At 68.3% G+C, this 24,558-nt stretch carries 23 protein-coding genes; 14 read left to right on the top strand and 9 right to left on the bottom strand.

Annotation, left to right across the window (positions count from 1 at the left end; translation table 11 throughout):
- Positions 1-24 precede the first annotated feature (24 nt).
- Positions 25-648: a PaaI family thioesterase gene (locus G6N35_RS07250; RefSeq protein ID WP_170313118.1), complete on the top strand. Its 624-nt coding sequence runs from the start codon at positions 25-27 to the stop codon at positions 646-648.
- Here G6N35_RS07250 and G6N35_RS07245 read toward each other — a convergent pair whose 3' ends face one another.
- Complete coding sequence (locus tag G6N35_RS07245; protein ID WP_163803639.1) at positions 649-2,997, bottom strand: arylsulfatase; 2,349 nt, start codon at positions 2,995-2,997, stop codon at positions 649-651.
- Between the two features lie 79 nt (positions 2,998-3,076).
- Entirely contained in the window at positions 3,077-4,963 is a 1,887-nt protein-coding gene (locus tag G6N35_RS07240; protein ID WP_163803638.1) for an FUSC family protein, read from the bottom strand.
- 179 nt (positions 4,964-5,142) lie between these two features.
- On the opposite strand from G6N35_RS07240, the gene G6N35_RS07235 reads away from it, so the two are divergent.
- Positions 5,143-5,844 carry an EthD domain-containing protein gene (locus G6N35_RS07235; protein ID WP_163807532.1) on the top strand — a complete coding sequence of 234 codons (702 nt, stop codon included), beginning with the start codon at positions 5,143-5,145 and terminating at the stop codon, positions 5,842-5,844.
- Positions 5,845-5,907: 63 nt separating this feature from the next.
- Positions 5,908-6,666, top strand: coding sequence for an enoyl-CoA hydratase/isomerase family protein (locus G6N35_RS07230; protein ID WP_163803637.1), 759 nt, complete (start codon positions 5,908-5,910; stop codon positions 6,664-6,666).
- Between the two features lie 8 nt (positions 6,667-6,674).
- On the opposite strand, the gene G6N35_RS07225 is transcribed toward G6N35_RS07230, so the two are convergent.
- Positions 6,675-6,908, bottom strand: a complete 234-nt coding sequence (locus G6N35_RS07225; RefSeq protein WP_163803636.1) for a (2Fe-2S)-binding protein — start codon at positions 6,906-6,908, stop codon at positions 6,675-6,677.
- 138 nt (positions 6,909-7,046) lie between these two features.
- Here G6N35_RS07225 and bfr point away from each other — a divergent pair, with 138 nt between their 5' ends.
- The 4 genes from bfr (at position 7,047) to G6N35_RS07205 (ending at position 11,609) form a co-directional block, all read left to right on the top strand.
- Positions 7,047-7,526 (top strand): bacterioferritin, encoded by a 480-nt coding sequence (bfr, locus tag G6N35_RS07220; RefSeq protein ID WP_163803635.1) that lies wholly within the window; start codon positions 7,047-7,049, stop codon positions 7,524-7,526.
- Positions 7,527-7,619: 93 nt separating this feature from the next.
- Positions 7,620-9,680, top strand: coding sequence for an MDR family MFS transporter (locus tag G6N35_RS07215; RefSeq protein ID WP_163803634.1), 2,061 nt, complete (start codon positions 7,620-7,622; stop codon positions 9,678-9,680).
- Positions 9,681-9,721: 41 nt separating this feature from the next.
- Entirely contained in the window at positions 9,722-10,219 is a 498-nt protein-coding gene (locus G6N35_RS07210; RefSeq protein WP_163803633.1) for a carboxymuconolactone decarboxylase family protein, read from the top strand.
- 37 nt (positions 10,220-10,256) lie between these two features.
- Positions 10,257-11,609, top strand: coding sequence for a type I glutamate--ammonia ligase (locus G6N35_RS07205; protein WP_170313117.1), 1,353 nt, complete (start codon positions 10,257-10,259; stop codon positions 11,607-11,609).
- A gap of 12 nt (positions 11,610-11,621) precedes the next feature.
- Here G6N35_RS07205 and G6N35_RS07200 read toward each other — a convergent pair whose 3' ends face one another.
- From G6N35_RS07200 to G6N35_RS07185, 4 genes are all read right to left on the bottom strand, one after another.
- On the bottom strand, positions 11,622-11,912 hold the full coding sequence (locus G6N35_RS07200) for a hypothetical protein (protein WP_246224243.1): 291 nt from the start codon (positions 11,910-11,912) through the stop codon (positions 11,622-11,624).
- Positions 11,913-12,032: 120 nt separating this feature from the next.
- A complete protein-coding gene (locus G6N35_RS07195; protein ID WP_163803630.1) occupies positions 12,033-12,500 on the bottom strand; it encodes a nuclear transport factor 2 family protein in 468 nt (155 codons plus the stop codon).
- Complete coding sequence (locus G6N35_RS07190) at positions 12,490-14,289, bottom strand: N-acyl-D-amino-acid deacylase family protein (RefSeq protein WP_163803629.1); 1,800 nt, start codon at positions 14,287-14,289, stop codon at positions 12,490-12,492. The genes G6N35_RS07195 and G6N35_RS07190 overlap by 11 nt, the downstream gene beginning before the upstream one ends.
- A 69-nt stretch (positions 14,290-14,358) precedes the next feature.
- Positions 14,359-14,871: a flavin reductase family protein gene (locus tag G6N35_RS07185; RefSeq protein ID WP_170313116.1), complete on the bottom strand. Its 513-nt coding sequence runs from the start codon at positions 14,869-14,871 to the stop codon at positions 14,359-14,361.
- 65 nt (positions 14,872-14,936) lie between these two features.
- Here G6N35_RS07185 and G6N35_RS07180 point away from each other — a divergent pair, with 65 nt between their 5' ends.
- The 3 genes from G6N35_RS07180 to G6N35_RS07170 all read left to right on the top strand — a co-directional run bounded on the left by G6N35_RS07180 (position 14,937) and on the right by G6N35_RS07170 (position 17,499).
- Entirely contained in the window at positions 14,937-15,830 is an 894-nt protein-coding gene (locus tag G6N35_RS07180) for a dienelactone hydrolase family protein (RefSeq protein WP_163807530.1), read from the top strand.
- A gap of 79 nt (positions 15,831-15,909) precedes the next feature.
- The gene (locus tag G6N35_RS07175) at positions 15,910-17,016 is read left to right on the top strand and encodes a glycosyltransferase (RefSeq protein ID WP_163807529.1); all 1,107 of its coding nucleotides are present in this window, start codon (positions 15,910-15,912) and stop codon (positions 17,014-17,016) included.
- Positions 17,017-17,091: 75 nt separating this feature from the next.
- The gene (locus tag G6N35_RS07170) at positions 17,092-17,499 is read left to right on the top strand and encodes a hypothetical protein (RefSeq protein ID WP_163803628.1); all 408 of its coding nucleotides are present in this window, start codon (positions 17,092-17,094) and stop codon (positions 17,497-17,499) included.
- A 2-nt stretch (positions 17,500-17,501) separates the two neighbouring features.
- Here the strand turns inward: G6N35_RS07170 and G6N35_RS07165 are convergent, their stop codons facing one another.
- Entirely contained in the window at positions 17,502-18,809 is a 1,308-nt protein-coding gene (locus G6N35_RS07165) for a cytochrome P450 (RefSeq protein WP_163803627.1), read from the bottom strand.
- A gap of 30 nt (positions 18,810-18,839) precedes the next feature.
- Positions 18,840-20,123 carry a cytochrome P450 gene (locus tag G6N35_RS07160; protein WP_163803626.1) on the bottom strand — a complete coding sequence of 428 codons (1,284 nt, stop codon included), beginning with the start codon at positions 20,121-20,123 and terminating at the stop codon, positions 18,840-18,842.
- A gap of 68 nt (positions 20,124-20,191) precedes the next feature.
- Here G6N35_RS07160 and G6N35_RS07155 point away from each other — a divergent pair, with 68 nt between their 5' ends.
- From G6N35_RS07155 to G6N35_RS07140, 4 genes are all read left to right on the top strand, one after another.
- Entirely contained in the window at positions 20,192-20,860 is a 669-nt protein-coding gene (locus G6N35_RS07155) for a YoaK family protein (RefSeq protein WP_163803625.1), read from the top strand.
- Between the two features lie 67 nt (positions 20,861-20,927).
- A complete protein-coding gene (locus tag G6N35_RS07150; protein ID WP_163803624.1) occupies positions 20,928-22,277 on the top strand; it encodes a glutamine synthetase family protein in 1,350 nt (449 codons plus the stop codon).
- Complete coding sequence (locus tag G6N35_RS07145; protein WP_163803623.1) at positions 22,274-23,290, top strand: LLM class flavin-dependent oxidoreductase; 1,017 nt, start codon at positions 22,274-22,276, stop codon at positions 23,288-23,290. Before G6N35_RS07150 ends, G6N35_RS07145 begins: the two co-directional genes overlap by 4 nt.
- A 16-nt stretch (positions 23,291-23,306) precedes the next feature.
- A complete protein-coding gene (locus tag G6N35_RS07140; protein ID WP_163803622.1) occupies positions 23,307-24,551 on the top strand; it encodes an acyl-CoA dehydrogenase family protein in 1,245 nt (414 codons plus the stop codon).
- The last annotated feature ends 7 nt before the right edge of the window (positions 24,552-24,558 follow it).

Below are 24,558 nucleotides of genomic sequence, written 5' to 3'. Positions count from 1 at the left end.
CGAGAACCGTGTTCTAGTGCAGGGGTGCTGGAATTCACCGTCGAGGACATCTCCGCCGAGGAGATGGCGCGGCTGCGCGCGATCTATGAGCCGCTGGCCGAATCCGTGCGCGACCTGGTCGACGCGACCATCCGGACCGAGGCCGACGCGCAGACCGTCGCGCAGGTCAAGGCCGACATCGACGCGGCCGTCGCACGGCTGCGCAGCAAGCAGATCGACGGGGCCTTCGGTGCGCGCCGCAGTACCGACGGTGTAGCCATGAACTGGGGTAACGCCGTCATCGGCGTCCGCAACGCCCTGGCCCCGCCGCTGAACGTACACCGCGAGCCCGACGGCAGTCGCTGGGCGGAGTTCCACCTCGGCGCCGCCTACGAGGGGCCGCCCGGACACGTCCACGGCGGGGTGTCGGCCCTGATCCTCGACCACGTGCTCGGCGAAGCCGCCAGCCCGGACCGCAAACCCCGGTTCACCGGCAGCATCACCATGCGGTATCTGCGAGCCACCCCGCTGGGACCGTTGCGCGTCGACGCCGCGATCACCCGCACCGACGGGGTCAAGACATTCTGTGCGGGACAGATCTCCGACTCCGAGGGCATCACCGTGGAGGCCGAAGGGGTGTTCATCGTCCCGCGCTGGCTGCGGGAGTGACTACTGCTTGCCCATCGCCAGCTTGAGCCGGTCGGCCGGGGTGATCAGATGGTCGTGGTTGTCCTCGCCGATGTCGATCTGCACCCAGTCGATGGTGCCGGTGAACTCGTTGCCGGTGGGCCCGTAGTCGGGTGAGGCCGGCGACCCGGTGTCGCGGCCGACGTCGCAGGCCTCGTCGGCGGAGAATCCCATCGGGATGGTGATCTCGACCCGACCGCTGCCCACGGCCGCGCCGTCCTGATACAGCGTCACCGTGCCGCCCTTGGCCAATCCGCCGCCGTCGTAGGCGAATTCCATCCGGACCTGATGCTTGCCCCCGGGCAACGGAGCCTGCGCCGTCACGGTGAAGTACTGGATGCCGAAGAAGTTGTAGCAGTACTTCAGCGTCCCCTCGTGCACGTAGAGCGACCAGCCGCCGACCTGACCGCCCTGCGTGACGATCACCCCGGCCGCGCCGTCATCGGGTACCACGACGTCTGCGGTCACCGAGTGTGACTTGTTCTTGATGTTGAGCACGCAACTCTCGCTGACCCGCATCCCGGAGAACAACAGCTGGCTGGTGCCCCTGATGAGTTGTGGGCGCCCCGCGATGTCGGGGTTGATCCGCTCGAAGGACCGGTCGTCCAGCGGCACGACGTTGTACTTCACTGCTTCGATAAGCCAGAGTCGCTGCAGCTCAGCAAGTTTGGCGGGGTTCTCGGCGGCCAGGTTGTGCCGTTGCGTCCAGTCGTCGGGGCCGTAGAGCTCCCACACGTCGGCGTCGAAGGCGGGCGGGGTGTCGACCTTCCACGGGGTCCGGTGCTTGGTACAGGCGGTCCAGCCCTTGTGGTAGATGCCGCGGTTGCCCATGATCTCGAAGTACTGCACCACGTGGGATTCGGCGGCGTCGGCGTCACGCAAGGTGTTGAGCATGCTGACGCCCTCCAGCGGCGCCTGCTGGATCCCGTTGACGCTCAACGGCGCCGGAATGCCCGCGGCCTCGAGGATGGTGGGAGCGACGTCGATGACGTGGTGGAACTGGGTGCGAAGGCCGCCCGCCTCGGCCAGACCGGCCGGCCAGTGCACGATGGTGCCGTTGCGGGTACCGCCCCAGTGCGAGGCGACCTGCTTGGTCCACTGGTAGGGCGTGCACAGCGCGTGCGCCCAGCCGACGGCGTAATGGTTGTAGGCCTCGGGGGTGCCGAAGTCGTCGATCTTGGACAGCAGGAATTCCTCGGTCTCGATGCCCCCCATGCCGTTGAGCACCGCCATCTCGTTGAAGCACCCGACCGGCGTTCCTTCGGCCGACGCACCGTTGTCCCCGATGATGTAGTAGATGAGGGTGTCCTCGAGCACCCCGAGATCCCCGAGTGCGTCGACCACCCTGCCGATCTCGTGGTCGGTCTGCTCCAGGAAGCCGGCGTAGATCTCCATCTGGCGGGCCAGCACCGGCTTGAGTTCGGCGGACATGTCGTCCCATGCCGGGATCTCGTCGTGGCGGGGAGTCAGTTCAGCCGACTCCGGGATGACACCGAGCTTCTTCTGCTGGTCGAAGATCTTCTCCCGCAGCACATCCCAGCCCTCGTCGAACTTCCCGCGGTATTTGTCCGACCACTCGGCGGGCACATGGTGCGGAGCGTGGGTGGCGCCAGGGGCGAAGTACATGAAGAAGGGCTTGTCGGGCATCAGTGCCTTCTGCTGGCGCACCCAGGTGATCGCGTGGTCGGCCAGATCGGCGGTCAGGGTGTAGCCCTCCTCGGGCGTGCGCGGCGGCTCCACCGGGGTGGTGCCCTCGTAGAGGCCGGGGTAGTACTGGTTGGCCTCACCGCCGATGAACCCGTAGAAGTACTCGAACCCCGAGCCCGTCGGCCACTGGTGGAACGGGCCGACGGGGGAGACCTCCCACACCGGAACCTCGTGACATTTGCCGAACTGCGCGGTGGAGTAGCCGTTGAGGCGCAAGGTCTCGGCGATCGGTGCCTTGTTCTTGGGCCGGATGCTGCTGTTGCCGGGCGCCGATGTCGCCATCTCGGTGATGGCACCCATCCCGACGGAGTGGTGGTTGCGTCCGGTCAGCAGCGCTTGCCGGGTCGGCGAACATAGTGCGGTGGTGTGAAACCTGTTGAGCTTCAATCCTTTTCCCGCCAGCCGCTGGGCCACCGGGGTCTGGCACGGACCGCCGAACGCCGAGGACGCGGCAAAGCCCACGTCGTCGATCAGCACGATCAGCACGTTGGGTGCCCCCTTCGGGGGGCGAAGGGTGGTGATCGGTGGGTAGCTGGTGTCCGGGTCCTTGGCGTCGTAGGTGGTCAACCCGGCGTGCTGCGGGTCGGGAATGGGAAGGACGTCACGGCGGACGGCGTCGGTCATGGAGCTCTCCTGGGTCCCGGTGGCCAAAGTGCCGCCAGAGTACGCGGAAAAGCTGTCGGCGGAGCCGGATCGACACGGCTCAGTGCACGTCGTCACCGACGGCGTAGGCATAGCTCAGATGGCCGCTCACCCGTTCGGCCATCTCGCCGAGGGCCAGGGTGTGCCGGGTGATCGCCTCGATCTGGGCCAACGCCGACGCCACCTGGTCATCGCCGGCCAGCACAGCCCCCTCCAGTCGCAGGCCCTCATCGGCGGAATGCAGCCACGCGGCATCCAGTCGCCATGGCACACCACCGCCCACCAGGGCCTTCGCATACTCGTCGGCGGCGTCGGCGAGCACATCGGCGGGCAACTCGCGCGCCGACGTGGCGTCCAGGGCGGCGATCGCGACGGCCAAGCCGGTGATCTCGTGCCGGGCGGTGTCGAGCAGGCCGGCGGTGGTGGTCGCGGTGACGCGCGTTGTGGCGGCCACCCGGTCGAACGCCCGCCGGGCCGCCGTCGCCCCGGCCAGCGCCTCGTCACGCGCGACGGTGGCCGCCGTCGCAGGCCCGGCGAAGGCCCGGACCACGACGGCCGCGTACCGCACGTGGGCTCGCAGCACCTCGGTGATACCGCGATAGAGCTTGGCCCGCGGCGGGTCGGGCAACAGCACGTACATCCAGACCGCGATCGCGGCTCCGATCGCAGCGGCCCACAGCCGATCTCCGAGTGCGTCGGCCACCGAGCCCGGGCTCCGCGTGACCGCGGCCAGTGCGCCGACGAGCACCAGGGAGATGGCCCACGGCGCGCGGACCCGCAGCACCCATCCGGCGGCCAGGAACATGATGGCCAGCAGCGCGAGCATCGCCGGGCCCGGATGCCACGCCATCGTGATCACGGTGGCGATCGTCAGCCCGGCCGCAACGCCCGCGATGCGCTGCAGTGCGGTGAGGTAGGTACGGGCACATCCCGGTCGCAGCACCATCAGCGTGGTCAGTGGCACCCACAGACCCTCGGGCAGCTGACGAATCGAGACCAGGGCCAGCGCGGCACCCACGCCGAGAGCCAGTCGGAGGGCATGCCGGAAAACTGGCGATTCCCAGCGTGTTTCATGTCGAAGCGCGCTCAGCGCGTGACGGTGCAACCGGCCGGGCGGTTCATCGATTCCGAACCGGGTGGCCACTGCTTCGTGCAACTGGCCACGGAGCCGCCAGAACGCGGCCGTGGCATCCGGCGCCCGGATGCCGTCCAGCCTGCGCAGCGCGTCCGCGGCGTCGGTGGCCGCCCGGCCACCTTCGTCTCCGAGCGCCGACAGAACGTCGGCCGCGGCGCCCAGCGACTGCGGGTCAGGGCGGCCGGCGGTCATGGCCCGCAGGGTTGTCGCAATGCGGTGGGGGAGCCCGCGCCCGCCGGGATCCGGATCGGGACCCGGGTCGCCGGCGAGCATGGTCCTGGCGATGTCGGCCAGTCGCCGGTACCGCCCGGCTTCACCGGCCTCGGCCTCGCCCGGGTCGCGGCAGCGCCAGCGCGGGATGAGCAACACCTGTGCGGCACCGAAGCCGAGGACCATGCCTGCCGTTGCGCAGGTCGCTGTCGCAGTGCTCGGGATGGCGCCCGCGGTGACCGCGACCACCCCCAGGCCGACGCCGAGCAGTCCGGCTCCGCCACCGAGGGTCCACATGGCGCCCGCGACCAGGCAAACGGCCATCACGACAACAATGAGAACCGGCGGGAAAGCACCTGCCGGCACTGCGACTATCACCGTCGCTGTCGATACCGATACCAGAATCGCTGCTACCGATCGTCGAATCGGGGCGCCGCCATCGGTCAGAGCTGAGCCGAGCAACCCGGTAGCAACCCCGACCGGAACAGCTGAATTCACCGGACCCCACGTCAACGCCACCGCGACAGCCGTGAACAACAGCAGCAGACCGCGAATGGCCGGGCCGGCGCCCGCCGACAGCCGGTGACCCCCACGCCAGCTCATCGGCCAATTGTGGCCTGCGGAATTCAAAAGCGAAAGCCCTGGAATTCGTCACCGGCAAATTCGGGCCGAATTCTTTGCCAAGGGTCCCAGCGAATGTGCGGTGACATTCTCCGTATTTCGAATGCGGCTCAGTGGGACAGACTCTCGACAGCACCGCGCTGCCCGCTAAGTTCGGGCGAATGGAAAAGGTGATCGTCACGCTGCGAACCGGGACCGCCGACGACGAGTGGGCCCGGCGACTGCGCGGCCCGATCGCCGACCAGCTGCTGGCGCTGGGCCTGCCGGGCCTGACCGTGAACGTCCGGGATGCCGACGTGCGCGACGCCCTGATGACGCTGACCACGCTGGACCCACCTGTCCAAGCCTTCGTCACCCTGTGGACCCAGCAGTACTACGGCGAGCAGGTTCGCGCCGCGCTCGACGTGCTCGCCGGCCACGCCGATCTGGTCGCGGCCTATCTGGTCACCGAGTCGGCCCCGATGCCGCCACCGGTCACCCCGTCCGGCGAGCGCACCGCCGCGCTGGCCAATATCGCGCTCCTGCGACGGCCCGCGGACATGGCCGAGCCGACCTGGCTGGACCGCTGGCACGGCAGCCACACGCAGGTGGCGATCGACACCCAGTCGACCTTTGGCTACATCCAGAACTATGTGGTGCGGGCATTGACCCCGGATGCCCCGGTGGTCGATGCGATCGTCGAGGAGCTGTTTCCCGATGCCGCCGTCACCAGCCTGCACGCGTTCTTCGGGGCCGCCGATGACGACGATCTGCGCGACCGGATGGAACAGATGGTCGCCAGCACGGCGGCGTTCGGGGCCAACGTCAACATCGACGCCGTACCGACCAGTCGCTACCTGTTCCGCAGCCCGTTCCGCGACTAGGTCGGCGGCGCTGAGTCCTGCTCTCGCCGAACCGTTTCCCCGTTACCCGTTAGGTTCTTGCCCATGACGCTGCTCATCGACGACGAGAACCGGGTCCGCACCATCACCCTCGACCGGCCTGAGGCGCTCAACGCGTTCAACGAGGCGCTCTACGACGCGCTCACCGAGGCGCTGCTGGCCGCCGCCGAGGACCCCGAGGTGGCCGTCGCGGTCATCACCGGGGCAGGACGGGCGTTCAGTGCCGGCCAGGATCTCGGCGACATGCAGGCGCGCATCACCGACCCGGACTTCCCGGCGGGCAGGCACGGCTTCCCGGGCTTGATCACCGCTCTCACAGATTTCCCCAAGCCGCTCATCTGTGCGGTCAACGGTGTGGGCCTGGGCATCGGCGCGACGATCCTGGGCTATGCCGACCTGGTGTTCATGTCCAGCACGGCCCGATTGAAGTGCCCGTTCACCAGCCTCGGGGTGGCTCCCGAGGCGGCGTCGTCGTACCTCCTGCCGCAGTTGATGGGGCGGCAGAACGCAGCCTGGCTGCTGATGTCCTCGGAGTGGGTCAACGCCGCCGACGCCCTGCGGATGGGGTTGGTCTGGCGGGTCTGCGAGCCCGAGGACCTTCTCGCCGAGGCTCGCAGTCACGCGAATGTGCTTGCCTCCCGACCGATTCCGAGTTTGATGGCGGTCAAGCAGACGATGGTCGAGCCGATCCGTTCGGAGATCACCGCCGCGACGGCGCGCGAGTACGCGCTCTTCGAGAAGCTGATGGGGGCCGCAGCCAACGCCGAGGCCCTGGCCGACTTCCACCGCGGCCGCTCCAGCTAGCCGAGGAGTCAGGTCAGCGCGAGGCGGCTTTCCACCCGTGCGGTGCACGCACCGCAGTCCGGCGCGGTGATCTGAGCCCGTTCGCGGTGGGCATTGATGATCGCCTGCACCGACTTGCGGCACCGCCCGCAGTCGCGACCGGCGCCGCAGGCGGCGGCCACCTGCTTGGAGGTACAGGCCCCGGCGGCCACCGCATCGTTGACGGCCTGACTGGTCGCACCGGTGCATAGGCAGACGTACACGGGCGCTATATTAGCGCAGCCTTACTTAGGTTAGGTAGGCCTACAACACTCGGGGTCGCAATGACCGGGTCCGCCGAGTGCGCTGCATTAGATTGAGAAACACACCGACGAGCCCGAGAACAGCCCAGGAGACATGTCATGCAAGGTGATCCCGAAGTACTGCGTCTGCTCAACGAGCAGCTCACCAGCGAGCTGACCGCCATTAACCAGTACTTCCTGCACGCCAAGATGCAGGACAACTGGGGCTTCACCGAGCTCGCCAAGCACACCCGTGAAGAGTCCTTCGACGAGATGCGCCACGCCGAGGCCATCACCGACCGCATCCTGCTGCTCGACGGTCTGCCCAACTACCAGCGGCTGGGTTCGCTGCGCGTCGGCCAGACCCTGCGTGAACAGTTCGAAAGTGACCTGGCTATCGAGTACGAGGTGGTGGCACGGCTCAAGCCGGCCATCATCGTCTGCCGCGAGAAGCAGGACTCCACGACGGCCGTGCTCTTCGAGACCATCGTGGCTGACGAGGAACACCACATCGACTACCTCGAGACGCAGCTGGAGCTGATGGACAAGCTGGGTGTGGAGCTCTACTCGGCGCAGTGCGTCTCCCGCCCACCGAGCTGACCGCCACACTCGCGCTGCAGGGCGGTCGCGATCACAGCATGAATTCGCGTGCCACGGGGAATACTGTGCGCCGTTCGGCGACGAAAGGCACCCATGACGACCACGGCCGCGGCGGCGACCGCCGATCCGGAATCGGGTAGCGCGGGTATCGGCCCACAGCGGCGCAACCTGATCTTCGTCGCGATCCTGCTGGGCATGCTGCTGGCCGCGCTGGATCAGACCATCGTCGCGACCGCGCTGCCCACCGTGGTGGCCGATCTCGGTGGCGCGGGCCACCAGTCCTGGGTGGTCACCAGCTACCTGCTGGCCTCCACCATCACCACTGCGGTGGTCGGCAAGCTCGGTGACCTGTTCGGCCGTAAGGCGGTGTTCCAGACCGCCATCGTGTTCTTCTTCGTCGGCTCGGTGCTGTGCGGACTGTCGACGTCGATGTCCATGCTGGTGGCCTCGCGGGCGCTGCAGGGTATCGGCGGCGGCGCGATCATGGTGACCGCAATGGCCGTCATCGGAGAGGTCATCCCGCTGCGCGAACGAGGCCGCTACCAGGGCGCTCTCGGCGCGGTTTTCGGCGTGACGACCGTCATCGGCCCACTGCTCGGCGGCTTCTTCACCGACCACCTGTCCTGGCGGTGGGCGTTCTGGATCAACGTGCCGGTGTCGGTGGTGGTCTTCGTCGTCGCCGCCGCCGCGATCCCGCGGCTGGTCGGCACCGCCAAACCGGTGATCGACTACGCCGGGATCCTGTTCGTGGGCCTGGCCGCCTCGGGGCTCACGCTGGCCACCAGCTGGGGTGGCAGCACCTACCCGTGGGCCTCGCCGATGATCATCGGTCTGTTCGTCGCCTCAGCGCTGGCCCTGGCGGTCTTCGTCTGGGTGGAATTGCGCGCGCGCGAGCCGGTGCTGCCGATCCGGCTGTTCGGCAGTCCGGTGTTCACGGTCTGCTGTGTGCTCAGCTTCGTGGTGGGCTTCGCCATGCTGGGTGCCCTGACGTTCCTGCCGACCTTCATGCAGTTCGTCGACGGCGTCTCCGCCACCACATCCGGGCTGCGCACGCTGCCCATGGTGGTCGGTCTTCTCATCACCTCGATGGGCAGCGGCGTCCTGGTGGGGCGCACCGGCCGCTACAAGATCTTCCCCGTGGTCGGCACCGCAATCATGAGCGTCGCGTTCGTGCTGCTGTCCCAGATGAATTCGGCCACCCCGATCTGGCAGCAGTCGCTCTATTTGTTCATCCTGGGCACCGGTATCGGGTTGTGCATGCAGGTCCTGATCCTGACCGTGCAGAACACCGTGGACTTCGACGATCTCGGGGTGGCCACCTCCGGGGTGACGTTCTTTCGGACGATCGGAAGTTCGTTCGGCGCAGCCATTTTCGGCTCGCTGTTCGCCAACTTCCTGCAGGACCGGCTCGGCCCGGCGTTGGCGGCCAGCGGTGCGCCCCCGGCTGCGGCCCAGTCACCGCAGGCGCTGCACCAACTTCCGGCCCGGATGGCCGCGCCGATCGTCGACGCCTATGCCGACTCGCTGGGCACGGTCTTCCTGTGCGCGGCACCGGTGGCGGCGGTCGGATTCGTGCTGGCGCTGTTCCTCAAGGAGGTGCCGCTGCGCGAGATGGACGACGTGCTGGCCGTCGATCTCGGCGAGGGGTTCGGCATGCCGTCCAGCGAAACTCCCGAGGAGATCCTGGAAGTCGCGGTGGGCCGGATGATGCGCGATTCCCCGGATCTGCGGCTGCGGTCGATGGCCCAGCGGCCCGGGTGCGACCTGGACGTGGCCTCGCTGTGGGGGTTGCTGCAGATCTACCGCAACAAGCAGGTGTTCGGCACGGCGCGGATGACCGATATCGCCGAGCGGCTGCGCGTCCCGTGCGAGGTGCTCGAGCCGACCTTCACCCGGTTAGTCGGCGCCGGGTATGCGCTGCACGCCGGCGACGAGTTGTGGCTGACGCAGTCCGGTGCCCGGGAAGTCGACGCGGTCTCCAGTGCGCTGGTGCGCAAAATCGTTCACCGACTTGCCAAGTCGACCAACTTCGAGGGCCGGCCCGACCGTACCCAGGTCGAGGCGGCACTGGAACGGATCGCCCAGCGGATGCTCGTTCAACGGGAGTGGGACCGCGACGAGATGTGGGCACCGGCCGCCCCGGCATCTAACTAGAACGTGTTCTCATTGTGCCGATCCGCGCGTACCATCGCGCCATGAGCCGAATCGGAAACTTCGCCGACGACGACGTATCGGGCTGGGCCGTGCGGTCCCCGCACCTGGGTGCGGCCATGGCCGCTTTCAGCAGCGCGGTCTACAGCGACAAGAACCGCCTGCCGCTGCGCACGCGGGAGATCGCCCGCGCCGTCATCGCACTGGACAACGAGTGCGTGCTTTGTCAGAACACCCGCGATGCCGACGGACCGGCGGCCGGCGTGGACGAGGACCTCTATGACCACGCCGCGCAGTGGCGGACCTGGCCCGGCTACAGCGAGCAGGAGCGCATCGCTGCCGAATTCGCCCACCGGTTCGGCACCGAACACGCCAAACTGCGCGACGACGAAGACTTCTGGGAGCGTGCCCACCAGCACTTCTCCGACGAACTGCTGACCGATCTGACGATCTCGTGTGCCATGTGGATCGGGATGGGCCGGATGCTGAGCACCCTGGACATCGGCCAGTCCTGCATGATCACGCTGCCCAGCCGGGCCTGAGGGCGAACCCGCACACCCGGGCGCAGCGGTCGGCAGAATGATGGCCATGACCACTGCGCCCATCGGGATCGCCACACTCGAGGCCGGGGGTGTCGACACCGTCATCGGGACCGTCGTCAACCCGGCTGGTCTGACGCATGCCAAGGCCGTGCCCATCGGGCGGGTCAATGCGTTCGCCGATCCCGGACTGGGCGCCAGTCCGGTCTGGCACGGATTCGCCATCGATCGGGCCGGCATCGCCTTCACCGACGGGATCAGCGTGGTCGGCGACGAACGCGTGCGCATCGACCTCGAGGCGCTGCGGATACTCGGCGGGGGACTGGCCTGGGCGCCCGCGGCATTCTTCGACCAGGATGGTCACCCGGTGCCATCGTGTGCGCGGGGAACGTTGGCACGCATCGAATCCCGGCTGGCCGGCGCCGGTCTGCGCGCGCTGGTGGGCCACGAGATCGAGTTCCTGCTCGTCGATCCGGACGGCAACCGCTTGCCCGGTAACCTGTGGGCGCAGTACGGGCTGGCCGGGGTGCTCGAACACGAGGGGTTCGTGCGTGATGTCACTGCCGCAGCCGCCGCGGCAGGAGTGGGCATCGAGCAGTTCCATCCGGAATACGGGGTCAACCAGTTCGAGATCTCGCTGAGCCCGCGCCCGCCGGTGGCGGCCGCCGATCAGCTGATCCTGGCCCGGATCATCATCAGCCGGGTTGCCCGTGACCACGGGATGCGGGTGAGCCTGTCACCGGTGCCGTTCGCCGGCAGCGTGGGATCTGGCGCCCACCAACACTTTTCCCTCCTGCACGGTGACACCCCGGTGTTCTCCGGAGGCGACGGGCCGCACGGCCTGACCAGGCAGGGGCAGGCGGCCATCGGCGGGATCGTCGCCGGCCTGCCCGAAGCCCAGCTGATCTTCTGCGGCTCGGTCGTGTCCGGGCTGCGGATGCAGCCGGGCAACTGGGCAGGTGCTTACGGCTGCTGGGGCACCGAGAACCGGGAAGCCGCCGTCCGCTTTCTACACGCCGGACCGGGCAACCCGCACGGCGCCAACGTCGAACTCAAGATCGTCGACCCTTCGGCCAACCCGTACTTCGCCACCGCAGCCATCCTGGGACTGGCCCTGGACGGCATCGAGCGCGATACCGCTGCGCCGCAGGAAATTTCGGTGGATCCGGCCAGCCTGTCCGAAGAGCAACGCCGCGACGCGGGGGTGGTGGCGCTGTCCGCAGACCAGGGTGTGCTGCTCGCGGCGCTCGACGGATCACAACGGATGCGGGCGATCCTCGGCGATCCGGCGGTCAACGTGCTCGTGGCGGTGCGCCGCTACGAGCAGGAGACGTATTCGCACCTGGACGCCGATCAGCTCACCGACAGGTTCCGGATGGCCTGGAGCCTGTGAATCGCTGAGTGCTCACCAGACCGGCACGTCGAAGTGCACCCACGTGGCAGAGCCGGGTTGGCCGACGCACTGCAACGGTATGCCGGGCACCTGGACCTGCAGGGTGTTACCGCTGAGCCGGGTCTGGGCGGTGCTGCCCAGGGTGGCGCAGCGCAGCCCCGGTGCGGCTTCACCGATCAGCGGCCCGGTGGGCCGCCAGCTACCAGCCGCCGAGCAGATCACGGTGTTGCCTGCGGCGTCCAGTCCGAACACGAAGTTCATGCTGGGCGTGCAGGGGGTGCCGGCGGCAACGTTGCGTGCCACGTTGGGCAGGCAGCTCGCCGAGTCGCAGGATGCCGACGCCGCCGGGGTCGATGCTATTGCGGCCGTGAGCAATCCGGTCACGGCCGCCGCGATCGCTATCCTTCGCATACTGGCCCCTGTTCAGATCAGTCCGGTGGCGTCGAAGATCCAGGACATGTCCGCTGTCGCGAAGTCCTCCAGCCAGGTGGGCGGCGCGAAACTGGTCAGCCCGTTCATATCCCAGTAGTCCTTCCACAGGGTGATCTTGCCGTCGACCACCTTGTGCACCGTGACGAAACTCAGCACACCCTGCTCACCGGTCTGGAACGTCCAGGTCTCGGAGTGCTCGTACATGGTGTCCACGCCGTTGCTCACCAGAACGCCGTCGTGGTTCTGGTAGCCGGCCAGTGGTTCCAGACCCACCTTGAGCCGCTTGACGATGTCCTCCGGTCCGCGAGCGGCCGCGGCGGGGCCGACGGGCATGTCGACGTAGATGCAGTCATCGGACAGGAAGGTCTTGACCGACTCCCAGTCCCGGGCCGACAACGCCCTCCACATCCCCAGGACGGTGTCGGAGACGGTGGCGGGGACAGCGACTTCAGTGGGCATGGGCGAACTCCGATGTGGTGGTGGGCGATGGGGCAGGGGTGGATCGGCCGACCCGCAGGAAACTGCCGGTGCGCTGCGCGCCCAGTAGATCGGTCGGCTCGCCGTCACGGATCACGGTCCGTCCGCCGATCAGGACGAGGGAGACCGTGTCGTTGTTGCGGTTGACCATTCGCGGCAGGCCGGCGTACTGCTCGACCGGATTCTCGGCGTACTCGTCGAGTTGGCTGCCCAGCTGATCGGGGTCGATCACGACCAGGTCGGCGCGGTCGCCCAGCCGCAGATGGCCGGCGTCGATCTGGTACCAGTCGGCCAACTCCCCGGTCATCCGGTGTACGGCCTGTTCGATGGTCATGAACGGTGCGCCGGTGCGCTCGGCGTCCCGGACATGCCGCAGCAGCCGCAGGCCGGAGTTGTAGAACGCCATGTTGCGCAGGTGGGCGCCGGCATCGGAGAAGCCCATCTGGATGCCTGGGTCGCGGGCCAGCTTCTTGAGCACCTCGGGGCGGTGATTGGAGATCGTGGTCCGCCAGCGCAGCTTGGTGCCGTGCTCGAGCACCAGATCCAGAAACGCATCGACCGGGTGCAGGCCATCGCGGTCCAGGCCCACCTGGCCGAAGGACTTTCCGATCACGGATTCATCAGGGCAGGAGACGATTTCGGCGTCGAAGAAGTCGCGGTGCCACACCCGCACCCCAAACTTGTTGTCGTAGTCCTTGCGGAACTGCCGACGGTACTGCTCGTCGGCCAGCAGGGCGTTGCGCTCGACCTCGTTGCGCAGGTGCAGCGCGGCCGCTCCCGAGCCGAACTCCTCGAACACCACCAGATCGATTCCGTCGGCATAGACCTCGAACGGTACCGGAAGGTGCTGCCAACGGAAGTCGGCGCCGAACCTGTTCACCAGCCGGGCCAGCGGGCCCAGCATCAGGATCGCCAGTGGATTGGCCTTGACGTCTGCGGCCGACAGCAGGCTGGTCTTGAGCTTCTTGCGCAGTACCGGAAGTGATTGCGCCACTTGCGATGCCAGGTTCAGTGGGTTCTTGATGTCCGGCCCGGACTGTAGTACCCGGCCGCGTTTGCGCACCAGCGACTTGAGCCGGCGCAGCTCGCGCGGTTTGGCATAGGTCGACGGCAGCGTGCGCGAGCGGCAGGTGTCACCGTCGATCTTGTCGAACAGCAACTGCATCGAGGACAGTCCGACGAATCCGGCGTCGAGGGCGTCGGCGAGCATTCGCTCCATCTGTGCCTGCTCGGCGGCGTTGGGGCGCTGGTCTTTTCTGGTCGCACGGTCCAGTCCCATGGTGGCGGTGCGCATATCGGAATGTCCGATGAACGACGCGACGTTGGGGCCGAGCGGCCGGGATTCGAGCGCCTGGATGTACTGCTGCGCATTCGACCACGTCTTGGACCCGTCGACAGCCGAGATGACGTGTTCGCGTGGGATCGCCTCGACCCGGCCGAAGAGATCGCCGGCCTCGCTGCCGTCGACGTAGAGCGTGGACAGCGAGCACGACCCGAGCAGCACCGTGGTGACGCCGTGGCGCACCGACTCGGGCAGGCCGGGTCCGCCGAGCACCTCCACGTCGTAGTGGGTGTGGATGTCGACCATCCCGGGCAGCACCCATTTGCCGGTGGCGTCGACCACCTCTGCGCCGGTCTCGTCGAGGGGGTGTGGGGTCACGGCGACCACCCGACCGTCCCGGATTCCGATGTTGCGGATTGCCGACGGAGCGCCCGTGCCGTCGAACCAACGGCCGTTGCGGATGATCGTGTCGTAGGTCACGTTGTCCATAGAACCGGCTGGCAGGACGGGTGTCAACGATAAAGTAGACAAATCCTTCGATGTGTTCACAGCGTCTGATCAGGCTTCATGGCCCGGTTCGAGGTCCTTGACGTCGGCGAATGTCACCAACCCACCCAGCTGCCGAGGTGCGCTGCCCGCCGCCGGTTCGGTGAGGTGGCCGACATGGTCGCCGAGGTCGAAGCGCCGCAGGATGGGGCCGGCGAACCAGGCGACAGCGTCGGACAGGATCGGCAGGCCGTAGGGGCCGTCCTGCCATCGGCACCGCGAGAATTTGTCCACCCGATCGCCGGTCTGGCTGCCGAACAGCCTGGCCAGCTCCCGGTGCTCGTCGGAGAGCAGGTGAACCGCCAGGTGGGTGGCACCGGAGTCGGCCACGGAATAGGTGAAGTTGCGCTTGGACAGCCCCACCAGGAACCGCGGCGGATTGATCGACACCTGCGAACTGAAGCCGACCAGGCACCCCGCCCGGCGGCCGTCCACCGCGGTGGTCACGACGAACATCGGATAGTCCAGCAGCGCGACGATCTGTTCGAACGCATCCACACCGGGCTGCGCGTCGTGCTCTGCCATGGGTGTCCCTTCTGGTCGATGACGCTTTCTGCACCCGGGTACCCATCGCGCGCATACTCGCGGAGGTGACCCCGCTGCAGCGCTACATCGCCGAAGAGATCGCCACCGACCATGTCGACGGCCTACTCAGCCGTCGGGAAGCGCTGCGCCGGCTGGCGCTGCTGGGAATGGGCACCGCGGCGGCGAGCGCCCTGATCGCCGCCTGCGGCCGGGACAAGCCCGTCGCCGCCCCGCCGCCGCCACCGACCGCCACCGCGGCGCCCGGGATGGACACCGCCGTGGCGGCGGTACCGGTCGGCTGGGCCGGACCGCGTGGCGAACTGCTGGGCCGGTGGGCGCAGGCCGCCACCCCGCGCGCAGCGATGCTGGTGATCCACGAGAACAAGGGGCTCAACGACTGGGTCAGTACGGTTGCCGGACGGCTGGCCGGCATCGGCTACTCCGCGCTGGCCATCGACCTGCTCTCCGAAGAGGGCGGCACCACGACCTTCAGCGATCCGGCCGGCGCGACCGCCGCCCTGGGCGCCGTGGCACCCGACCGGTTCGTCGCCGATCTGCGCTCGGGCCTCGACGAACTGCAGCGCCGGGCACCCGGTCGCACACTCGGTGTCGTCGGGTTCTGTTTCGGCGGCGGTCTGGTGTGGCGGCTACTGGCTTCCGGTGAGCCGCGATTGGCCGCGGCGGTGCCGTTCTACGGGCCGTTGCCCGACAACCCGGACTTCTCCGGTTCGAAGAACGCTGCGGTGCTGGGCTTCTACGGGGCGCTCGACCAGCGGGTCACGTCCTCGGAGCCGGCCGCCGGGGCCGCCTTGGAACGGGCCGGGCTGGTGCACGACCTGGTCGTGGAACCCGATGCCGACCACGCCTTCTTCAACGACAGCGGGCCCCGCTACAACGCCGCGGCGGCCGCCGACGCCTGGCGGCGGCTGCAGGACTGGTTGGGCCGCTACCTGACGTAGGGGAGTTCACTGCGCGTTCAGCGCGCCGCAGCGCTGTGGTCGGCCCGCGCACATCGGCGCGCGATCGGATGGGCTCATGATGCGCGTCGCGCAGGTCGCGAATTTTTACGGCCCGCGTTCGGGAGGTCTGCGCACCGCGGTGGACCGGCTGGGCGCGGAGTACGTCGCTGCCGGTCACCAGGTGTTCCTCATCGTTCCCGGTGCAGACGCCGGCAGCGTCCAATTGCCCACCGGCGTCGTGCGAATCACGGTGCCCGCCAAGCAGATTCCCTTTGCCGGTGGCTATCGCGCGGTGCTGCCGGGACCGGTGATCGGTGTGCTCGACGATCTGGCGCCCGACGCCATCGAGGTGTCCGACCGGTTCACCCTGCGCTCACTGGGCCGGTGGGGCACCCGGCGCGGTGTCACCACGGTGATGATCTCCCATGAACGTCTCGACCGACTGACCGGGCAGATCATGCCCAAGCCACTGGCTCGCCGACTGGCCGATGTCGCCAACCGGCGCACCGCCGCCGACTACGACACGGTGCTGTGCACCACCGCTTTCGCCCGCGAGGAATTCGACCGGATCGGTGCGCGCAACGTCATGACCGTGCCGCTGGGCGTCGACCTGGACATGTTCCACCCGCGCCGGTTCTGCGCCCAGACCCGGCGCCGGTGGGCCACCGGTGACCAGGTGCTGCTGGTGCACTGTGGCCGGCTGTCGGTGGAGAAGCGCGCCGACCGCAGCATCGATGCCCTTGCCGCCCTTCGTGATTCGGGGACCGATGCGCGGCTGGTCATCGTCGGTGACGGGCCGCTGCGGGCCCGGTTGCAACGCCAGGCCGCCGGGCTGCCGGTCCACTTCACCGGCTTCGTGTCGTCTCGCGACACCGTCGCCACATTGCTGGCTTGCGCCGACGTCGCACTGGCTCCCGGGCCGCATGAAACGTTCGGGCTGGCCGCGCTGGAGGCGCTGGCGTGCGGGACACCGGCGGTGGTGTCGCGTACCTCGGCGCTGGCCGAAATCCTGAGTCCCGACAGCGGTGCCAGCGCCGACAACGATCCGCGCGCCATCGCCGGCGCGGTGGCCGGTGTCATCGATCGTCCCGAGCCACACCGGCGGTTCTGCGCCCGGCAGCGCGCGGAGCACTTCACCTGGCCACGGTCGGCCGCCGGGATGCTCAGCGCGCTAGGCGCGGTTTGAGCCGGCGCCGCCGCGGGAACGAGAGGTTATCGACAGTGCCGCGCCCGGCGACACTCTCCGACGAAGGAGCCCACGATGACCACGAACACCATCGTCTGGATCGTCATCGGTGTGATCGCCGCCGTGGTCGTCATCGGTGTGATCGCCTGGCTGGCCCGCACCAAGCAGGCCGGCCGCCGGCACGCGCAGGCCGAGGAGATCCGCGAACAGGTCCTCCACGAGCACCGCGGCGTGCAGCGCCGCGAAGCCGTCGCCGAGGAGACCGCCGCCAAAGCCCGTGCGGCACAAGCTGAAGCCGAGGCAAAGGCCGCCGAGGCCCGTCGGCTGGCCGACAACGCCGACACGCACCGCGCCGAGGTCGCGGCCCGCCGGCAGGATCTCGATGAGCGGTTGTCACACGCCGATTCGATCGACCCGCACGTGGATACCGACAAGACGCCCGCCGACACCGGCGGGGCCGAGGCGACCCAGCGGCCGCGCTGAGGTCAGTCCCGCGATGCGATCAGCCCGGGGGAGCCCAGGCTGACCGGAAGTTCGGCCCATCCCCGCAACACCCTGGTGTCGCGCCGGACACCCAGCCCGGCGAGCCGGACGTCCGGGAAGTGCGTGAAGAACCGGCGCAGCCCGACCTCCCCTTCGGCCCGAGCCAGTGCCGCGCCCAGGCAAAAGTGCCGGCCGCCGGAGAACGCCAGATGCTTGCCGGCGTTCTCGCGCCGCACGTCGAAGCGGTGTGGATCGGCGAACACCGCCGGGTCCCGGTTGGCCGCAGCCAGGTAGGTGAGCACCAGCTCACCGGCCCGCACCGTCGTCCCGGCGACGTCGGTGTCGACGCGGGCCACCCGCGCCGAGAGCTGTACCGGGGACTCCAGCCGCAGGATCTCCTCCACGGCGTTCGGCCACAACGACGGATCGGCGGCAAGTACCGCCAGCTGATCCGGTGAATTGAGGAGCAGCCGAATGCCGTTGCCCAACAGGTTCACCGTGGTCTCGAAGCCGGCTGCCAGCACCAGGCCGGCAGTGGCCAACAATTCTGTCTCGTCCATGGCGCCGTCGTCGGCCACCTGGATCAGCTGGCTCATCAGGTCGTCACCCGGGTGCTCGCGCAGGCTGCGCACATGGGTGGCCAACCAGGAGTTGAACCCCGCGATGCCCTGCTGCACCCGTTGGTACTGCTGCCAGGACACCCCGAGGTCCAGGCTGGGTGCGGCCAATTCGCCGAACTCCAGCACCTTCGGCCGGTCCCGATCGGGAACGCCGAGGATGTCGCTGATCACCGAGACGGGCAACTGCGAGCAGTACCGGGCGACGATGTCGACCACGCCGCGGCCATCGCCGAGGCCGTCGAGCAATTCGCCGGCGGTGTCCTCGACCCGGTCGCGCAGCGCGGCCACCGCCCGGCTGGTGAACACCGAGGAGACCGTCTTGCGGTAGCGGGTGTGCTCGGGCGGTTCGACGGCCAGCATGGACGGCGGGCGCAGCGGATGCAACAGATCGTCGCGGGTGCGCCGCTCCAACCAGCCCAGCGGACCGGGCAGGTTGGCGCCCAGCGAGATCACCCGGAAGTCCTCGGAGCGCAGGATGTCGTTGGCGAGCGCGTGGTCGACGGTCAGGTAGCTCACCTGGGCGCGGACCAGCGGACCTCGCGCGCGCAGCTCGTCGTAGAACGGCACCGGGTCGGCGCGCACCGCCGGGTCGGCCAGCAGGCGGGCCTGGGGATCGCCACGGCGGGCCCCCCGCTTCGCGGCTGCGCGCACCACGCCGTGCATGGCGAACCAGTGCAGCCGCTGCTTCATCGTGGCCTCCTCGCGCCGCCCGACTCCACGTTACTCGGGCGGTGACCAGCCGACCGGAAGTCGTTTGATGCCGTGGATGAACGCCGACAACAGCATCGCCGGTTCCTCGGTGACCTCGATGTCGGGGATGCGGGTGCGTAACTCCTCGAACACCACGGCGATCTCGCGACGGGCCAGGTTGGCGCCCAGGCAGAAATGCGCTCCGCCACCACCGAACCCGACATGGTGGTTGGGGGTGCGGGTGACGTCGAACAGCCACGGGTTGTCGAACTTGTCCTCGTCCCGGTTGGCCGAGGCGTACCACATGGTGACCTTGTCGCCCTCGGCCATCCTGACCCCGCTCAGTTCGATCTCGCGGGTCACGGTGCGGCGCATGTAGATCACCGGCGAGGCCCAGCGCACGATCTCCTCGACGGCGCTGGATGTGGTGGCCTCGAAATCGTTCCACCAGATCCGGCGCTGATCCGGATAGCGGCTCAGCGCCAGCACGCCGTGGCTGATCGCGTTGCGGGTGGTTTCGTTGCCGGCGACCGCCAACAGGATGAAGAACGAGGCGATCTCCGCCGAGGTCAGCCGTTCGCCGTCCACCTCGGCGGCCACCAGGGCCGTGGTCAGATCGTCGCTCGGACACCTCCGGCGATCCTCGGCAAGGGCGGTGGCGTAGGCGCCGATGTCCATGGCGACCTTCATGAATTCCGCGAAGTCCGTGGTCAGGTCGGGGTCGCCGAAGCCGAGGATGATGTTGGTCCAGTAGAAGATCTGCTGATGGTCGGATTCCGGGATGCCCATCATGTCGCAGATGACCTGAAGAGGCAGCGGTCCGGACAGCTCGGTCACCAGCTCGCCGGTGCCGTCGGGATTGTTCTCGATCATCGCCGCGACCAGGCGCCGCGCGCGGTCGCGTACCGACTCCTCGGTGCGGGCCACCACCTTCGGGGTGAAGGCACTGCGGACGATGTTGCGCAGCCGGGCGTGCCGCGGGTCGTCGAGGGCGATCATCGAGCCGAAGTACTCGGCGACCTCCGGGATCTGGTCGCCGATGGTGATGTTCGGGTAGGAGCTGAAGATGTCGGGGTGGCGGCTGGCGTAGTAGACGTCGTCGAGTGTGGTCAGCGCCCAGTGCCCGGGGCCGGCCGGGACCCCCTCGTATTCGACCTCGTGGAAGAACGTGATGGGGGACTCGCGTCGCAGGGTGGCGAAGGCTGCGTCGCGCACGCTGTCGTCGAGTTGCCAGAACTCGAAGGTGCCCAGGTTGATATCGCTCAGCGCGATCTCCGGTGGTGCCTGACCGTTGACCCGAGTGGCGATGCCCATGCCTGCGACATTAGGGGCGCGGGCATTGGCTCGTGATCGTTTCGGAACTAGGGCATGCTTGCGATTCGATGACGCGTACCACGACCACCCTGCGCTTCGCCCTGCTATTGACGGTGACCAACGCGTTCCTCGACGCGCACACCTACATCGCCCGCGGTCAGGTGTTCGCCAACGTCCAGACCGGCAACGTGATCTTCTTCGCGATGGATGCCAGCGAAGGACACCTGGTGACCGCCCTGGCCCACGTGTGGCCGATCCTGGCCTTCATGGCCGGGGTGTGGCTGGCGGCGTATCTGAAGGCAGGCCGGGGCGAGCGGCACCTCAAGCATCCGCTGCGGTGGACGATGTTCGTGCAGTCGATCGTGCTCGCCGCCTTCGGGTTCGCACCCGCCTCGATTCCGCACGTCCTGGTGACCGTGCCGATCTCGTTCGTTGCGGGCATCCAGATCGGCCTGTTCCGCAGCATCGGCGATCTGGTGTATGTGCCGCTGGCCACCACCGGAAACATCATGCGGCTGGTGGAGTTCGGCTACTCCCGGTTCGCCGAACGCGACGAGAAGAGCCGGGCGGGGTTTCGCACCTACGGACTGCTGACGCTGTTCTTCGCGCTCGGGGCGGTGGCCGGGGCGTATGCCACCCGGGCCATGGGGGTTCGGGCCATCTGGCTGCCCGCCGCGCTGCTGGCGGTCACCCTGGTGATGTTCGTCATCGACGAGCGGCGCGGCGTGGAACCATAGCGCGTCGTATTGCTCAGGGTGACCACAACCCTGGTGTCCTGCATCGGTTATCCCTACCTTGCCGGGTATGACGCAGGTGCACGACGCCCCCACCGCCGCCGGTCGCCCCGTCTCCGACGCCGAGACCGATCTGCTGCGGCGGTTGCACGAGGGCAGCCTGCGGGAGATCGAGGTGGCCTGGAGTGATCCCTTCGGGCATGCCGCGGGCAAGCGGATTCCGGCCAAGCAGTTCCTGGACCGCGCCCGGCACGGCTTCGCCTTCTGCGAGGCCGCACTGGGCTGGAACACCGACGGCACGGTCATCGACGGACTGCAGTTGACCAACTGGGACGACGGTTACTCCGACGTCCACGCCATCCCAGACTTCTCGACCTTCCATCTGCTGCCGTGGCGGCCCGGTGTCGGGCACGTCATCTCCGACATCTTGCGGCCCGACGGCAGCCCGTCGCTGCTGGATCCGCGCGGGGTGCTACGCCGGGTGCTGGCCCGGCTCGCCACGCTGGGCTACACCGCCAAGGTGGGGGTGGAGTTCGAGTTCTACCTGCTCGAGCGCGACGGTACGCCGGTGCAAAGCGACATCCACGCCTACTCGCTGGAGAACGCCAACACCCTGGACCCGCTGCTGACCGACCTCTACGAAACCCTCGACGCCTTCACCCGGCTGGAGGGTGTGCAGACCGAGTACGGCCCCGGCCAGGTCGAGACCAACCTGGTCTACGCCGATGCCCTGGACGCCGCCGACGACAGCGCCCGGCTGAAGTACGCGGCCAAGGAAGTCGCCCGCAAGCACGGCAAGATCGCCAGCTTCATGCCCAAACCGTTCTCCGACCAGTCGGGAAGTTCTGCGCACCTGCACATCTCGCTGTGGCGGGACGGGCAGCCGGCCTTCGCCCCGGTCGACGGCGCCGAGAACGAGCTGGCGCTGTTCGCCATCGCCGGACTGCTCGAGCATCTGCCGTCCATCACCCTGTTCGGTGCGCACTCGGTGAACGCCTACCGGCGCTACACGCCGGACTCGTTCGCGCCCGACACGGTGAACTGGAGCCGGGACAACCGCAGCGCGGCCATTCGCTCGCTGGTCGAGTCGCCAGAGGGCACCCGCATCGAATTACGCACCGGGGCATCGGATTCCAACCCGTACTGGTTGGTGGCCTCGGCGCTGGCTGCGGTGATCGCCGGGATCGAGGCGCGCCGTCTACCGCCGCCGGGCGGGGAGGGCAACCTCTACGGCAAGGGCTCTCCGCTGCCGGAGTCGCTGGGTACGGCCCTGGCGTTGGCCGCCCAGGACGACACGATCCTGGACGTCCTCGGCGCCGACTCCGTCACCGACTTCATCTCGATCGCGCGCAGTGAATGGCAGTCCTATACCAACCATGTCAGCGACTGGGAACGCCAGCGCTACCTGACCACCTCATGAGCGGCCCCCGCTTCGGCGTCTGGGCACCGGTCTACGGCAATCACGGTGCCCGCAACCATCCTGACGACCTGCCCGACCCCAGCTACCGCCGCAACCGTGACCTGTTGCTGCGGGCCGAACGTGCCGGGTTCGACGCAACCCTGGTGGCCCAGCACGTGATCCATCCCAGTGACACCGAGAACGACGTCCTGGAGACCTGGTCGACGCTGGCCGCCCTGGCCGAGGCCACCTCGACGATCGAACTGATCGGCGCCATCAAGCCGCTGCTGTTCAACCCGCTGGTCTTCGCCAAGATCGCCGCGAACATCGCCGACATCGCCGACGGCCGCCTGTCGATCAACGTGGTCACCGGATGGTTCCTGCCCGAGCTGGAGGCCCTCGGCATCGATCCGCTGGCACATGACGACCGCTACGCCTATACCACCGAGTGGCTCGACACGGTGGTGGGACTGTGGAGCGGCAAGCACGTCGGAATCGGTGATGGCAGCGGTCAGCAGGCGCTGGTTCGGCCGGTCCCCAAGGAGATTCCACCGATCTACGTCGGTGGTGAATCGGAGCCGGGCCGCGCACTGGGAGCGTCCCGCGGGGATGTGTACTTCATCAACGGCAGGCCGCTGGCCGATACCGTCGACCTCATCGAGGATCTGCGCGGCCGGCCTCGGGACCGCGGACCGCTGCGGTTCGGCCTGTCCGCGTTCGTCATCGCGCGCGAGACCGAAGCCCAGGCCAAAGCCGAAGAGGCACATCTTCAGTCGCTCATCGACGCCGAGAGCCGACCGGAGATCTCCACCGGCACCGACCCCAACACCGCGATGTATCAGGTGCTGGCCGGCACCCGCCGGATCGGCTCCAACGGCGGCACCCTGGCCGGGCTGGTGGGCAGCTACGAGCAGGTGATCGAGCGGATCGACGCCTTCCACGAGGCCGGTGTCGAGCTGTTCATGCTGCAGTTCCAACCCATCGAAGCGGAACTGGATCGCTTCGCCGACAACATCATTGCGCACTACCGTTGAGAGGTTTCGTCACTCCATGACCGCCGTATCCGAGGCGGCGCGCCCCGTTGCGCCCCGTCCGCGTTTCACCACCGAGCCCCGCGACGGGTCGCCGGCCGAGCGGTTGAGCCGGCTCGACGCCGTCGTCGACGACCTGCGGGACACCGACGCCGCTGCCGAGCGCGACCGGGTGCTGCAGTACGACGCGGTCGAGGCGATCCGCGGTACCGGCGTCTTGACGTTGCGGGTTCCGACCCGCTACGGCGGCCCCGGCGGTTCGGTGCGCGATGTCCTGACCGCCGTGATCCGGATCGCGCGGGGCAGCTCCAATGTGGCCCAGGCACTTCGGCCGCACTTCGGGTTCGCCGAACGTCTCTTGAGCAACCGGGCCTCCGAAGATGAACGCGCCGAATGGTTTCCGCGGATCAACAGCGGCATCGTCGTCGGCAATGCGATCACCGATGCCAAGGGCAAGTCGCCCTCGGGCGCTGACACCACCCTGCTGGCCGACGGATCCGGCGTGCTGCGGCTCAACGGCTACAAGTTCTACTCCACCGGAACGCTGTTCGCCGACCTGATCGCGGTGTCGGCCAGCGATGCTGCGGGCCGGGACCTGCAGGCCATCGTGCCGGTGGACCGCGAAGGCGTCGAATTGTTCGACGACTGGGAAGGTTTCGGCCAGCGGACCACCGCCAGCGGCGGCACCCGGTTCACCGACGTCGAGGTCCGCCCGCACGAGGTGACCACCGTCTCCGACGGTAACCACCTCGGCCACAGCACCGCCTTCCTGCAGCTGTACCTGGCGGCGGTCGCGGCCGGAATCGCCGCGGCGGTGCGCGACGACGCCATCTGGTACGTGCAGAACAAGGCCCGCCCGGCAGCCCACTCGCTGGCCGATTCCGCGGCGCAGGACCCGTTCACGCTGCACGCGGTCGGCGAGATCTCGGCGCACGCGTCGGCCGCCGAGGCACTGATTCTCAATGCCGCCGATGCGATCGACGCGCTGGTCGACTCCGGCCGGGTCGACGACGCCGACGAGCTGGCTCGGGTGGCGATCGTGGTCGCCGAAGCCCAGCTGATCGCCGAGCGGCTCACGCTGGCCGCCGCCGAGCGGCTGTTCGACACCGGTGGCGCGTCGGCCACCGCGCGCTCGCTCAACCTCGACCGGCACTGGCGCAACGTGCGGACGGTCTCGACGCACAACCCGCTGGCCTACAAGGCGCACGCGGCGGGTAACTACGCCGTCAACGGGGTGTGGCCGCCCGCCAACGGTTACTTCTGACGTCCTG

The organism is Mycolicibacterium anyangense (genome assembly GCF_010731855.1).
GTDB lineage: Bacteria > Actinomycetota > Actinomycetes > Mycobacteriales > Mycobacteriaceae > Mycobacterium > Mycobacterium anyangense.
Note: the sequence above shows the minus strand (reverse complement) of the source record. Positions and strands in the feature narration are given on the sequence as shown.